The organism is Streptomyces sp. NPDC001851, from assembly GCF_040297165.1.
GTDB lineage: Bacteria > Actinomycetota > Actinomycetes > Streptomycetales > Streptomycetaceae > Streptomyces.
Genome location: NZ_JBEOYR010000035.1, coordinates 1 through 14,155, shown reverse-complemented (window position 1 = coordinate 14,155; position 14,155 = coordinate 1). Strand labels below are relative to the sequence as shown.

Here is a 14,155-nt window from a genome sequence, read left to right as displayed (position 1 = left end):
TACGTGGACGTCGTCATCGACGTGATGCCGGCCAGGCGGAAGATGTCCGTGGGCGGGCTCGCGGACCGCGTGGGTGTCACGCCCGCCAACCTGGCGGTACTCAGGATCCCGCCCAAGTTGACGGTGCATGGAGCAGGGGTTTCCCTCGGACCGAGGAGCGGGCAGGATGAGGCGGCCATGACACACCCGTACGGTGCTGACCCGAAGGGAAGCGTCTCGTGCTCCGTAAGCCAAGCGCCCTGCTCGCCGCCTCCGCCCTGCTCCTCCTCGGCACCGCGACGCAGGCCGCGGCCGGCAATCCGCCCCCTGCCGCGGCGTCGGCCGCCTGCACCTACACGCCGGCCGTTCCCGCAGACAACTTCAAGGGGATACCGGTCTTCGACCCGGTGAAGGCCGCCAAGCCGTACAGCGCGACACTGCGCACCGGCCAGGGCCCGATCACCTTCCGGGCACTGACCGACAAGGCTCCCTGCACCACGTACTCCTTCAAGTTCCTCGCCCAGCGCGACTATTTCGACCACTCACACTGCCACCGGCTCACCACCGCGCGCATCTACGTGCTCCAGTGCGGCGACCCGACCGGTACCGGGAGCGGCGGACCCGGTTACTCCTTCCCCGACGAGAACCTGACCGGGGCGGCCTATCCTGCCGGGACGGTGGCGATGGCCAACGCTGGGCCCAACACCAACGGAAGCCAGTTCTTCTTCGTCTGGAAGGACACCAAGCTCTCGCCCGCCTACACGCCGTTCGGCAAGGTCACCGCGGGCCTCGACGTGCTCCAGAAGATCGCAGTGGGCGGCGAGGACGACCAGAACGGGCCGGGAGACGGCTTTCCGACGCTGCCGGTGAACATCAAGCGCGTACAAATCAAGAGCAGGTAGTACGGTCCTGCGCCGGCCCTGTCCCTGCCGGAAGTTTCGTCCGTCCCGGGCATGGTCGGCGTCGTACGAGTGGGACCTTGTCGCCGTAGTCGGCGACCTGATGGGTGGTGAGCAGTGCTGTAGACCGTCGGCCCGGTCGCGCGCTGCGCGCCACAGCGGCCGATCTTTGTGACGACTGGGACTTCGGACCCTCGCCGGGGACGTCGGCGACATCGAGGTCAGCGTCAAGGGCGCACTCCCTCAGCACACCGCCATGGACGTGTCCGTCCGGCTGAAGGACGTCACCACGGGTGGCGGCGGCGTCGGCGGCACCGGCACCGCCACGGTCGGATACGACCAGGTGACCCGGCGCTCAGGACGGTGCCCTGCTCCTGAGCGGGAACGTCGGCCGCTTCGGACTGCCGGTCATCGTGCGAGCCGAGGTGTCCACGACCGCGGACGCGCTCACCATCACGCCCAGGACCGTCAGCGCTCTGCCGCAGCGTGACGGTCGACGACCTCGCGGCCCGCTCCGGGGCCTCCGGTGGCGGGACGAGCTCGCGCCCCGGACCCCGGCCGTCACCGGCCTGCCCCGCGGCGTCGCGCTGACCTCGGCACACGCCACCCAGCACGGCCTCGTCCTCGGCTTCTCGATCGCGGCGGGCCGACACCGGCTGCGGTCGGCGGAGCCGCTTGACGGTCCGGGCCGCGCTCCCGGACGCAGTGCCCCGGCCCGGCGTCGGCACGTACCGGGCCGGCGGCCGCGCGTACCCCCGGCTGCCTCGCGGGTGTACGGAACGTGAGGCAGCCAGGCGCACGATCGGTGGATCAGCCCCGTACGACGAACGTCCTGGACCTACCGGAGCGGCTGGAGCAGGACCGCTTCTCCTCGGCCGTCATCTTCCTGGACTTGACGACCACCGCGTTGCTCCGGCCGTCCGTCCCGTTCGGGGCGGGCCCGGTGATGACGTCGGGGACGAACCAGAAGTAGTGACCCCACTTCCGGTCGTCGTAATGGGTCTGCCATGTGCCGGAGACGGTCTGCATCACCTGCGCACGGGAGAGCCAGCCGACTTCACCGGGCTTCACCGTCATGTTGACGGAGCTGGTCTCCGAGTGCGTGCTCGACCAGGTGTGACTGTAAGTCGCCGTCACACTCAGGTCGATGATTCCGGCGATCTTGCCGCCGGCGGTCACGGATACGCCCGCCGAGTCCGTGGAACCGACCGTGTCGGACCAGGTCATCGACTGAGTGGCGGACGACGTACTGCAGTTGTAGAGCGAGTCGGAGACCCGGTGGAAGTCCCCGAGATACGCCTGTCCCAACTGCGGGTCGTTGAAGGTGCACTTTCCTTCACCCGAGTCGCAGTCGGCTATGAGCTGTGCCCGGGTGGGCTGGTCATCGGCCGAGGCCGGAACGGTTATCGCCGCGACCATGCCCACGGCAGCCGCTGAGAGCGCCAGCATCCGTCCGCCGTAGCGCATCCTGCGGTTGTTCGCCATACATGTGCCTTTCGCTGTGCATGAGGGGGGTCGGCGATCACAGGATGAGTGACTGAAGTTACCGCGATCGCCGCCTGTTGCGATCCAAGTGACGCAACAACTGATCTATCTACACCACCAGTTGACGAAATCCCAGCCGTGGGCGACCTTCTGCCTGTAAGTGATCGGCGGAACCCGCTTCGCCTCCGCGGCCGCATGGCGTCCTGGCCGCCCGATGGGCGCCGCTACGGTCCGCGTTCCATCGGCTACTTCCAGTTGCCCCACTCTCGGGTTCTCGTCCATGTGCTGCGATAAGCTGTGAAATCCACACAAACAGTGCCAGAAGGGCAATTGCCTTCCCGCTAGGTCCGCTCTCCCGTAGGTCGGTTTTCATGGACCTGAACACCATCACCGAAGTAGTCCGGCGGCCGTCCGAGCGGCCAGGTAGGGACTGGCGCGAGGGCGACGCCTGGCTCGCAGGCGGAACATGGCTCTATTCCACGGAGCAGCCGGACCTGCGACGGCTGATCGACCTCACGGCGTTGCGGTGGGAGCCCCTTGTCCCGACCGACGAGGGCCTGGAGATCAGCGCCACATGCACCATTCGCGACCTGTACGCCTTCCCCTCGCCGGAGGCATGGACAGCCGGAATCCTCTTCCGTAAAAGCTGTGAGGCATTCCTGTCCTCGTTCAAGGTCTGGAACGCGGCGACCGTCGGCGGAAACATCTGCATGTCCTTGCCCGCCGGCCCGATGATCACGTTGACGGTCGCGCTGGAGGCGCGGTACGAGCTGTGGGCGCCCGACGGCTCCGTGCGCTGTCTCGACGCCCTCGACTTCGTCACGGGCGACCACCGCAACGTTCTCGCCCCCGGGGAGATTCTCCGGCGCGTCATCATTCCGGAGCACGCGCTGCGCAAACGCACCGCGCACCGTCGCTTCGCACTGACCCGGCTCGGCCGTTCGACGGTGTTCCTCGTCGGCACACAACGGCTGGGAGCGAACGACCTGACACTCACCGTCACCGCCGGCACCACGCGTCCGCTCCGCATCGCCTTCGACTCCCTGACCGATGCCCGAACCCTGCGGCAGAGCATCGACGCCGTGCCGGCGGACGTCTGGTTCGCCGACGCCAACGGGACCCCTGAACACCGCCGGCATCTGACACGGCACTTCGCCGAAGAGATCCGCCGCGAACTCACGGCTGGGGACCTGGCATGAACTACCTCGTGAACGGCAAGGCATCCGACCGGGAACCGGCGCCCGGTCAGTGCCTGCGGACCTTCCTGCGCGAACTCGGCCACTTCGGCGTCAAGAAGGGGTGCGACGCGGGCGACTGCGGCGCCTGCACGGTGTGGCTGGACCGCGTGCCGGTACACAGCTGCATCACCCCCGCGTTCCGCGCGGAGGGCCGCGAGGTGACCACGATCGAGGGCCTCGGACGGCCCGGGGCCCCGCATCCCATGCAGCGACGGTTCGAGGACGCGCCGGGGTTCCAGTGCGGTTTCTGCACCGCTGGGATGATCATGACGTCGGCCGCTTTCACCGAGGACCAGAAAGCGGATCTGCCACGGGCGCTGAAGGGCAACCTCTGCCGCTGTACCGGATACCGGGCGATCGAGGACGCCGTGAAGGGCGTCAGTGCGGTGGAGACGGCCGCACCGGGCAAGGCCGTCGGGACGAGCGTCGGCGCGCCCGCGGGCCACGACGTGGTGACGGGTCACGCCGAGTTCACCATGGACACGCATATCGACGGCATGCTGCACCTCAAGGTGCTGCACTCACCCCACGCGCATGCCCGGATCCTCTCGGTCGACAAGAGCGCCGCCCTCGCGGTGCCCGGCGTGCACCGGGTCTACACCTGGGAAGACGTACCCCGCAGACGCTTCACCACGGCGATCCACACCGACCACCTGGTCGACCCGGACGACACCTACATCCTCGACGACACGGTGCGCTTCGCCGGGCAGCGCGTCGCCGTGGTCCTGGCCGACACGGTCGGGGCGGCCGAGGAGGGCTGTCGCCGTCTCGCGGTCGAGTACGAGGTGCTGCCGGCGGTGTTCGACCCGGAAGCGGCGATGGCCGACGGCGCACCCCAGCTGCACGGCTCCGACGATCCGTTCGTCCGCGACCCCGGCCACAACATCCTGCTCGAACTCCACTCGCACATCGGTGACGTCGACGCGGGATTCGCCGCGGCCGACGTGATCCACGAAGGCACGTACTTCTCACCGCGGGTGCAGCACGCACATCTGGAGACCCACGGTTCGATCGCCTGGATGGAGAACGGCCGGTTGAACGTGCGCACCAGTTCGCAGTCACCGTCGATCGCGAAGGTCAAACTGGAGTACCTGTTCGCGCTGCGCCCGGACCAGGTGAGGGTCTTCTGCACGCGCGTCGGCGGCGGATTCGGCGGCAAGCAGGAGGTGATCGCGGAGGACCTGGTCGCGCTCGCCACCCTCGACACCGGGCGGCCCACCTGTCTCGAGTACACCCGTGAGGAGGAGTTCACCACGGCCTCGCCGCGGCATCCGATGACCCTGACGGTCAAGCTCGGCGCGAAGGCCGACGGAACGCTCACCGCGTGCCAGGTGCGCAACGTGTCGAACACCGGCGCCTACGGCAACCACGGCGGCGAAACGCTGTACGCGGGCGGAGCCGCCGTCATGATCTACCGCTGCCCCAACAAGAAGTACGACGCGTACTCCGTCTACACGAACACCGTGCCGAGCGGGGCGCTGCGCGGCTACGGGATGACGCAGCCGGCGTTCGCCGTGGAGTCGGCGATGGACGAACTGGCCCGCGCCCTTCACCTCGACCCGCTGGAACTGCGCCGGCGCAACATCGTGCGGCCGGGGGAGCCCCTGGTCGCCCTGCACGAGGGCCCCGACGACGTGCTCTTCACCGAGGACGGACTCGCCGAGTGCATCGACCTGGTGGGCGACGCCCTGGCCCGCACCGCCGACCGGCCGCCTCCCGGCCCCGAGTGGCTCGTCGGAGCCGGCGTGGCGAGCTCCCTGCACGAGACCGCGCCCCCGACGGAACACCTCTCCGAGGCCTGGGTCACGCTGGGCGACGATCTCATCTACGAACTGGCCGTCGGCACCGTCGAGTTCGGAGAGGGGACCTCCACGGCCCATGTCCAGATCGCGGCCGGCCAGCTGGGCACGACGCCGTCGCGGATCCGTCTGGTGCAGTCCGACACCGACCGCACGGGATTCGACACCGGTGCCTTTGCGAGCGCGGGCCTCTTCGTGGCGGGCAACGCGGTCCTGCGGGCGGCCAGTGCCGTACGCGACCGCATCCTGGCATTCGCCGCGGCGCACACAGGCGTCCACGTCGTGCTGTGCACGATGGACGACGACGGTGTCGTCTGCGGGGATCGGAGGGTGTCGCTGGCCGAGCTTGTCGCGCTGGCCCGGATACGTGGAATCCGTTTCACCGCCGCACGCAAGGCCTACGGCTCGCCCCGGAGCGTCACCTCCAACACGCAGGGATTCCGGGTCGCCGTGCACCGCGTGACGGGTGAGATACGGATCCTGTACAGCGTGCAGGCGGCGGACGCCGGGGTGATCATCAACCCGGCGCAGGTCCGGGGACAGGTGGAGGGCGGTGTCGCCCAGGGAATCGGCTTCGCGCTGACCGAGAACCATCACGTCGACGAAAAGGGCGTCATGGTCAACCCGAACCTCCGCAACTACCGCATCCCCGCCTACGCCGACGTCCCCCGTACCGAGGTCCTCCTGGTGGGCTCGGCGGATTCGGTGGGACCCATGCGGGCGAAAGGGATGGCCGAGTGCTGTATCAACCCGGTGGCCCCAGCGCTCGCGAACGCGGTGCATGACGCCACGGGCGTCCGCTACCGTGCGCTGCCGCTGACTCCGGAACGCATCTGCGGCCGGCTCCCCGCGGAGCAGTCGGTGCCGGCAGGCTGAGCCGCCATGAACCCCGAAAGGAACACAGCCGCCGCGGCGACGGCGATCATCGGCCAGAAGGTCCTGCCCGGGACGGAACGGGAATTCGAGTCGTGGCAGCGGGACCTCAACGCCGCGGCCGCCCGCTACCCCGGATTCCTGGGCGCCGAGGTCTCCCCGCCGACACCGCTGCAACCCGACTGGGTGGTCGTGTACCGGTTCGACTCCGTGGCGCATCTGCAGGCGTGGCTCAACAGCGCGACCCGGCAGACGTATCTCGACGCCGGCGCCAAGTACTTCGACGGTCCGGCGACCCAGCAGGTGGTCAGCAGCGGCACCCGGTCACCGGATCCGCTGGTCACCGTGGTGGTCACGCACCGCGTCGCCCCGGGCCACGTCGACGACTTCCTCGCCTGGCAGCAGCGCATGGTCCAGGAGGAGAGCAAGTTCGAGGGGTTTCGCGGGACCGAGCTCTTCCGCCCCATCGAGGGACTCCAGGAGGAATGGACCACGCTGTACCGCTACGACAGCGCCGAGCACCTCGATGCCTGGCTGACGTCGCCCCAACGGCAGGAGATCCTGGCAGCGGGCGAGAGCTTCAGCGACTTCGGACTGCGTACGATCGACAACTCGTTCGGCAGTTGGTTCGCCTTCGAGGGAAACGGCAAGGAGCCACCGCCGCCGCCCTCCGGGACCAGGACCTCCCTCGCCGTCTGGGTCGGACTGTACCCGACGGTCGTACTGCTGACGCTCGCCCTGTCCCCGCTGCACATGCCGCTCTGGATCGGCCTGCTCGTGGGCAACCTGCTGTCGAGTTTCCTCATGAGCTTCCTGATCATGCCCTACTACGTGAACCCGCTGCTCGGGCGATGGCTGCGGCCATCGCCGGACGAACCCGTACGGGCCGGCCTCCGAGGTCTCGGTGTCGTCGTGGTGGCGATGGCCTTCTGGGCCGTCGTCTTCTACCTCGTCACAGTCCGGTTCTGGACGCTGCCCTGACCGGCGATCGCGAAGGACGTCACGGCGACGACGGTCGCGCCGGAGCCTTCGTCTGGTTGATGTCGCCGATCACCTGCCACAGCCGCAGCGCCCGCTCCCGGTGCCGGCGCGCCAGGTCGTGAGCGCCGGCGGCGGCGTCCAGGTCGCCGATCAGCTGCCAGCACGTGGCCTCGTCCTGGCGGTCGCCGTGCCGGTGGAACAGGCCCGCCGCGCGCTCCAACGCCGGGCTCGCCCGGTCCCGGTCGTGTCGACCGGCGTACACGCGGCCGACCTCCAGCAGTGTGTACGCGGCGCACCGCTCGTCGGCCAGTTCCTCGAAGGCGGCCAACGCCTGCCCCAGGCAGCGCAGCGCCTCGTCCGGATCACCGCGCCGATCGTGCAGCCGGCTGAACCGCCGCAGCACCACGGCCACGCGATGCCCGTCGCCCAGCGCCCTGGCCTGGCTCAAGGCCCCGTCGAACCAGAACTCCGCTTCGTCGAGATCACCCTGCATGAGCTTCATCACGGCCATGGAGCAGGACAGCTGCGCTTCGATGTGCCGGTCGCCCTCACCGGCCGCGATGGCCAGCGCGTGCTCGACACGTTCGAGGGCTTCGTCGTCACGGCCCTGCACCCGGCTGACCGTACCCAGCATGGCCATCGACAGCGCCTCGCCGCGCTTGTCCCCACCGTCCTGGCACAGCCTGAGGGAGGACTCCAGGGCCCGGGTGGCCCGATCGAACTCGTCCTGGTAGATGTGCAGCTGGCCAAGACCGCGCAGCAGCACCGACGCGCCGCGCACGTTGCCGGCGGCCTCGGCCGCGTCCAACGCGAGCCGGTGCCCGTGCTGCCAGTCCTGATAGAGACACCGGTGGTCGTAGTAGGTCGCCGTGCCGGCAGCCAGCTCCCAGGCCAACTCGTCCAGGCCCCAGTCCACGGCCAGTTTCACCACGCCGAGCAGGTTGTCCCGTTCCGCGTCGAACCAGCCGACCGGGTCCTCCATCAGCCGGTCCACGACCGCGTCGGGCAGCGACCGGCGCGGTGCCGAACCGGGTGCGGCTGCCAGCAGCCCGGCCGCCGGCAGCCGATCGGTGCCGCGCCCGATCAGGTCGAGCCAGACGGACAGCACCCGGGTGATCGCGTCCCGTTTGTCCTCCGTCGGCAGCGGGGCGGCGATCTCCACGGCACAGGTCCTGATCAGGTCGTGCAGCCGGTAGCGCGGCTGGCCGAGGGCGTCGGTGACGGTCAGCCGCACTAGGCTGGCGTCGACGAGGGTGTCCAGCACCTCCTCGGCGTCCGAGCGGTCCAGCAGCGGGCCGACCACCCAGCCGGGCAGGGTGTAGGCGCCGAGCAGACCCAGCAGGCTCAGCGCCCGCACCGCGTCGGCGGGCAGCAGCCGTAGGCTCAGTTCGACGCTGGCCCGCACGCTGAGGTCTCCGATCCTCAGCTCGGCCAGCCTCCGGGACTCGTCCTCGATCCGTTCCCGCAGCACCCGCAGCGACCAGGCCGGGCGGCCCGTGAGCTTGCCGCTGGCGATCCGGATCGCCAGCGGCAGGTTGCCGCAGCAGGCGAGGATCGCGTCGGCCTCCGCCGGTTCCCGCTCGACCCGCCGCCGCCCGACAATGCCGGTGAACAACTCTCGCGCTTCCGCCGGGCTCAGCACGTCCAGGTCGATGTGCCGGGCGCCGGGAAGCTGCGTCAGCAGAGTGCGGCTGGTGATCAGAACGGCGCAGCCGTCGGCCGCGGGCAGCAGGGGCAGCACCTGATCGGCGTGACCGGCATCGTCCAGCACCACCAGCATGCGGCGGTCCACCAGCAACGACCGGTAGAGCGCGGCCCGCTCGGACAGGCCGTTCGGGATCGCGCTGCCGGCGATCGAGAGCGCACGCAGTGCCTCGGCCAGCATCAGCCCCGGGTCCCGCGGCTCGTCCGACGTCGCCGCGAGGTCGAGGTAGAGCTGACCGTCGGGGAAGGCGGCGCTGGCCAGCCGTGCGGCGTGCGTCACCAGGCTGGACTTGCCGACTCCGGGACCGCCCGCGATGACGGCCACCGGGGCCCGGTTCGGCGCCGACCCGTCGAGTAATCGGGCCAACTCGGCCAGTGCCTCGGCCCGGCCCACGAAGTCGGGGACATCGAGGGGAAGTTGACGCACGGGCATCGCCATGGCCGGCCCGGCGGCCGCCGCGTAAGGGCTCTCCGCCGGTATGTCCAAGGGCCTGCTCGGCGGGACCGGAGCCGTCAGGGCGGGATCCGCGGTGAGGATGCGCTGATGCAGCGCCTGGAGCGGAGGGGTGGGATCCACGCCGAGTTCGCCGGCCAGTGTCCGGCGCAGCCGCTCGTACACCTGCAGCGCCTCGCCTTGTCGCCGACACCGGTAGAGAGCGACTATCAGGTGTTCGGCGACTTGCTCGTCGTAGGGATGCTCGCCGAGCAGAGCGGTCAGCTCGGCGATGACCTCTTGATGACGCCCCAGGCCGAGTTCGACGGCCAGGCACTGTTTGTGCGTGGCCACGCGGCTCTCGTTCAGCCGTGCCGCATCGATCTCCAGGACCTGGCTGGAGATGCCGGTCAGGGCGTCTCCGCGCCAGCAGGCCAGCGCCCGCCGCAACGTGGCGGCTGTCTCGTCCGGGGCCGTACGGTGTTCGGCGAGGTCTCGCTCGCGGTCGAACTCCAGCAGGTCGAGCTGGTCCGGGGTCAGGTGGATCTCGTAGCCGCCGCGGCGGGTGCTGATCAGGGAGGCTGGCGCTCCGCAGGCGACGAGGTTGCGGCGCAGCCCGGAGACCGCGTCCTGGACCTGACGGACCGCGGTGGCGGGCGCTTCCCCGTCCCACATCACGGCGACGAGCCGTTCCATGGCGACGATGCTGTTGGCGTCGATCAGAAGCGCTGCCAGCATCTTGGCCTGCCGCGGTCCGTTCAACCGGACCTCGCCTCCGGTGATCTGGGCGTGTAACGGCCCCAGCACGCCGAATCTCATGTATCCCCCGGCACGTGAAGATTGCCGCCGCCCCCCGGCTGACCTGGCGCTAGGACGAACCTAGGACGACCGACGGACCCGCGTCCGTAGCGTCACCGTAGCGGGGCTCACCGAGCGGCGGGATGCTCCCGCGGGATCCAGAAGGAGAAGTGTCTTGAACTTGCGCAGGAAGTTCCTCGCCGGCGTCTTTGCCGGAGCAGCGGTACTGGCAGGCGTCGCGGCAGCCACTCCGGCCAGCGCGATCGCCAACGTCGGCTGCAACAACAACACCCTGCATGAGTGGAGCCACACCCACGACTACTGCTATGCCGGCGCCGGTGACGGCTGGGCGAACATCTCAGAGGTGTGGCAGACGACCTCGGGAAACAGCGGGAGCGTGACCGATATCAGCGTGCAAGGGGTCAACCACAGCGTCCCCCTGAGCGCGGGTATGAGCGTCAACTACGAGGTGCGCTACGGGAGCTGGGGGAACGTGTACGGGGTTCACATCAAGTACATACCGTAGCGGATCGCTGCCGGCGGGAGCCTCGGGCGACCGCCGGCAGCGGCGTTCAGGACGTGCTCTGTTTCGGGACCTGCTGAGACGAGTCAAGATGAGAAACACGCGGAGAGCAGCCGTGGGGCTGGTAGCACTCCTGCTGACCGCGGGGTGCTCGGGCCAGGCACCCCGGCCGCCGGCGCCGGCATTGGGGCCGGTCCCGGACATCACCTCGGTCGACGCCATCAGTCTGCCGATCGACGGCTACATACCGACAGCGACTCAGATCCTGGCGCTGCAGAAGGCCGCCGACGTGGTGTCGGCGCGTTGTATGCACAGCTACGGACTGCCGTATCACCCGCCGATCATGGAAGGGTTCGCCGGCTTCGCCCGGCAGAACAAGGCACGAACTGTCCTGTACGGTTTCTTCGACCTTTCCACGGCCCGCAGCAAGGGGTACGACACCCAGCTCGGCACTCCTGACGACACGTCCAACGAGGTGCCCTACACCACGACGGAGATGGGTGTGCTCCGCGGCCAGAACGCCTCCGGAACCACTGTGGCCACGTTCAAGGGCAAGAAGGTCCCCGCCGGCGGATGCCGTCAGCAGGGCATCGAGGCCATCGGAGGCCCACCGCCGGTGCCTACCGCCGAAGCGCTTCCGGAGGGAGGCCCCAGGATTCCCCCGGACGATCCACACATGAAGGCGGTCAACGCACGCTGGGCGACCTGCATGAAAGGCAAAGGGTTCACATACCCCAACCCCTGGGCGGCGTACAGCAGCCCGAAGTGGAGAGTGTCCGCGGCCGGGTCACCCCGTCGACAGACCCTTCACACATCAGAGGAGATCGCAACTGCCACAGCCGATGTGGAGTGCAAGCTGTCTACCAACTTGGTCGGCGTCGCCGTAGCCGTTGAGATCGCCTACGACCGCCAGTACATCGAGACGCACACGGCTCAACTTGCCGAATTCAAGCGGCGACTCGGCGACCAGCTGCGCACGGCCGCGCGACTGACAGGCGCCGGCTCAGCTTGACTCTGCCGGGACTCCGGGCTCGGCGACGAAGGCGCCTACGGCATCCCCGCCACGCGGGGCCCCGCCGAACGGGCCGTACTGCGCATGTTCCGGACCGGCCGCCCGCCTGAGACCCGGAAGGGTGGATCGAGGGCGGAGACCGAGGGAACACGATCGGTCTCAACGCTTCCGTCGACGGCCGCCCCGGCCGGCAGGTGCTCGGCCAGCAGCCGGCGCGCCCGCCGTGGCCGTGTCCGTCTGCGGACCGGGCCGGTCCGCCGAGACGACCAGCGCGGCGAGGAGCGTGGTGACCGGGACCGAGGCGACCAGGCCGATCGAGCCCACCAGTGTGCGCACGATCTCCTCGGCGACCAGTTCGCTGTTGGCCACCGTGCCGACGCCGCTCTGGGCGATGGAGAAGAGGAGCAGCAGCGGCAGCGCGGCGCCGGCGTAGGCGAGGACCAGGGTGTTGACCACGGAGGCGATGTGGTCGCGACCGATGCGGATACCTGCCCTGTACAGTCCGCGCCGGCCCATCGTGGGGTTGGCTTCGTGCAGCTCCCAGACGGCCGATGTCTGGGTCACGGTGACGTCGTCGAGGACGCCGAGGGAGCCGATGATGACGCCGGCGAGCAGCAGGCCGCTCATGTCGAGCTTCGGGTACAGGCCGTGGATCAGGCCGGTGCTGTCGTCCGTGTTGCCGGTGAGGGCGGCCCAGCCGATGAACGCCGAGCCCAGGATGCCGATCAGTGCCAGCGAGACCAGGGTGCCGAGCACCGCCACCGAGGTGCGGGCCGACAGGCCGTGGCACATGTACAGCGCGAGCAGCATGATGGCACTCGATCCGACCACCGCTACGAGCAGTGGATTCGAGCCCTGCAGGACCGCGGGCACGATGAAGAAGTTCAGCACCAGGAAGCTGACGGCCAGCGCGATCAACGCCATCACGCCGCGCAGCCGGCCCACGACCACGACGGCGAGTGCGAAGATTCCGGCCAGCAGGCCCATGGGGAAGCGACGGTTGACGTCCGCCACTGAGTACTGCAGGTCCCTGGGTGCGGAGGGTTCGTATGCGGCTACGACCTTCTCGCCCTGGTGCAGCTGTCGCGCCTGGTCGGGCTGCACGATCTCGGTGAAGGTACGGCCCTTGTCCTTGCCGGTGTCGACCCGGATCGTGGCCTTGTGGCAGGTGCCCTTCGCCTCTTGCTGCGCCGAGTTGCCCTCGGCGGTGGAGGTGTCGCCGGTCGGGGTCTCGCCGGAGGCGTTCACCGACTTGCAGCTCACCTCGACGACTTTGGTGACCGTCGCCTGCTGGGTCTGCTGGTCGAAGCCGACACCGGTGCGTTTGTGCGGCGGCGCCCCACCCGGCCAGAGCACCATGAGCCCCACCACTACCGCGGCGGTGAAGGGGATCAGGATCGCCGCGATGACCTTGCGCAGGTGCCGGGAGACCGGCGCGGCGGGCCCGTGACTGTGACTGTGGCTGTGCCCGTGTTCGTGACCGTCGGCTCCTGTTCCGGGGCTGTCACCGGGGCCATGTCCGGCGCCGGTCACTGATGTGTGCCTGTGGCCTGTCGCCTGAGAGGGGAGGTGGCCCGCGCCGGCCTCGGGTCCGTATCCGGGGTGAGGTATCGACTCGGGAGGATGCCCGTACCCGTAGTCGTGGCCGTACTCGCTCGCACGATCACCTCTGGGCCGGGTCGGGTCGCCGACCCGGTTCCAGTCTCCGGCGCTCTGCCGGTCAGCGGTTCCCATGCCGTCTCCCTCGCGGTTGTCCGTGCCCCCTCCGGAGCCGGTCCTGCGCGGCGGCTCTGAGGAAGAGTACGGGAACGGCTGTGCCGTGGTCTCAGTCCGAGCCGCGAAGTGGCATGTAAGGGGGAAACCCACCAGGGCCAGTTCTGGGCCCACCCCTGCCCAGGAAGCGCCGGCCCCCATGAGGGGGCCAACCGCATTCTATGGAGAAGCAAAGAATTCGGCCCGGTACTGCCCGGTACGACCCGTTCCGGTCTACGTTCCCCCCGCACCCTGTCATCTCACGCTCACTCGGTGTGGCAGGGCGCTGTGAGTGTCATGCTCCTGACTGCGCGGTTCCACCGCCGCTACGCGCAATCACGGGCCTGCCCATCCAGTGCGATACCCCACGTCAACGGAGGCAGTACCCCATGCGTGAGTCACACCCGAGCGGGCGGAGACGGAGTCTGCGAAGACTCGTCGCCGTCGCCTTCCCCGCCCTCGCCCTCACCGTCGCCGGATTCACCGCGGCACCGACGGCCGGCGCGCAGCCTGCCGCGCTCCACCCGCACACCTCCAAGGTCACGCAGAACAACAAGGCGCTGACCGCCCCCGAGCGGCAGACTTACCACGCCACCGGCAAGGCCGGACAGAAGGTCCCCACGACCCATCTGTGCGCCACCGCCGAGCCCGGGCACGCGTCCTGCTTCGCCCAGCGCCG

9 protein-coding genes and 2 pseudogenes are annotated in these 14,155 nt (G+C 69.3%); 8 read left to right on the top strand and 3 right to left on the bottom strand.

The features are described 5' to 3' along the window. Positions 1–24: 24 nt before the first annotated feature. Both ABT171_RS36305 and ABT171_RS36300 read left to right on the top strand, forming a co-directional pair. Positions 25–105: pseudogene (locus tag ABT171_RS36305) on the top strand (helix-turn-helix domain-containing protein); the annotation flags it as partial. A gap of 113 nt (positions 106–218) precedes the next feature. Continuing rightward, a complete protein-coding gene (locus ABT171_RS36300) occupies positions 219–881 on the top strand; it encodes a peptidylprolyl isomerase (protein WP_351250677.1) in 663 nt (220 codons plus the stop codon). A gap of 807 nt (positions 882–1,688) precedes the next feature. Here the strand turns inward: ABT171_RS36300 and ABT171_RS36295 are convergent. After that, positions 1,689–2,363, bottom strand: a complete 675-nt coding sequence (locus ABT171_RS36295; protein ID WP_351250676.1) for a hypothetical protein — start codon at positions 2,361–2,363, stop codon at positions 1,689–1,691. A gap of 371 nt (positions 2,364–2,734) precedes the next feature. On the opposite strand from ABT171_RS36295, the gene ABT171_RS36290 reads away from it, so the two are divergent. Genes ABT171_RS36290 through ABT171_RS36280 form a run of 3 tightly spaced genes read left to right on the top strand, consistent with a single transcriptional unit; the run spans position 2,735 to position 7,254 of the window. Beyond that, positions 2,735–3,562 (top strand): FAD binding domain-containing protein, encoded by an 828-nt coding sequence (locus ABT171_RS36290; RefSeq protein ID WP_351250675.1) that lies wholly within the window; start codon positions 2,735–2,737, stop codon positions 3,560–3,562. After that, positions 3,559–6,276: a molybdopterin-dependent oxidoreductase gene (locus ABT171_RS36285; RefSeq protein WP_351250674.1), complete on the top strand. Its 2,718-nt coding sequence runs from the start codon at positions 3,559–3,561 to the stop codon at positions 6,274–6,276. The genes ABT171_RS36290 and ABT171_RS36285 overlap by 4 nt, the downstream gene beginning before the upstream one ends. Before the next feature lie 6 nt (positions 6,277–6,282). Then, the gene (locus ABT171_RS36280) at positions 6,283–7,254 is read left to right on the top strand and encodes an antibiotic biosynthesis monooxygenase (RefSeq protein WP_351250673.1); all 972 of its coding nucleotides are present in this window, start codon (positions 6,283–6,285) and stop codon (positions 7,252–7,254) included. 19 nt (positions 7,255–7,273) lie between these two features. On the opposite strand, the gene ABT171_RS36275 is transcribed toward ABT171_RS36280, so the two are convergent. Continuing rightward, positions 7,274–10,198, bottom strand: a complete 2,925-nt coding sequence (locus ABT171_RS36275) for an AfsR/SARP family transcriptional regulator (RefSeq protein WP_351250672.1) — start codon at positions 10,196–10,198, stop codon at positions 7,274–7,276. A gap of 166 nt (positions 10,199–10,364) precedes the next feature. Here ABT171_RS36275 and ABT171_RS36270 point away from each other — a divergent pair, with 166 nt between their 5' ends. After that, positions 10,365–10,715, top strand: coding sequence for a hypothetical protein (locus ABT171_RS36270; protein ID WP_351250671.1), 351 nt, complete (start codon positions 10,365–10,367; stop codon positions 10,713–10,715). Between the two features lie 112 nt (positions 10,716–10,827). Next, positions 10,828–11,724 carry a hypothetical protein gene (locus ABT171_RS36265; RefSeq protein ID WP_351250670.1) on the top strand — a complete coding sequence of 299 codons (897 nt, stop codon included), beginning with the start codon at positions 10,828–10,830 and terminating at the stop codon, positions 11,722–11,724. 159 nt (positions 11,725–11,883) lie between these two features. Here ABT171_RS36265 and ABT171_RS36260 read toward each other — a convergent pair whose 3' ends face one another. After that, positions 11,884–13,458 (bottom strand): YibE/F family protein, encoded by a 1,575-nt coding sequence (locus ABT171_RS36260; protein WP_351250669.1) that lies wholly within the window; start codon positions 13,456–13,458, stop codon positions 11,884–11,886. A gap of 407 nt (positions 13,459–13,865) precedes the next feature. Here ABT171_RS36260 and ABT171_RS36255 point away from each other — a divergent pair. Beyond that, positions 13,866–14,155, top strand: a pseudogene (locus tag ABT171_RS36255) (hypothetical protein); the annotation flags it as partial.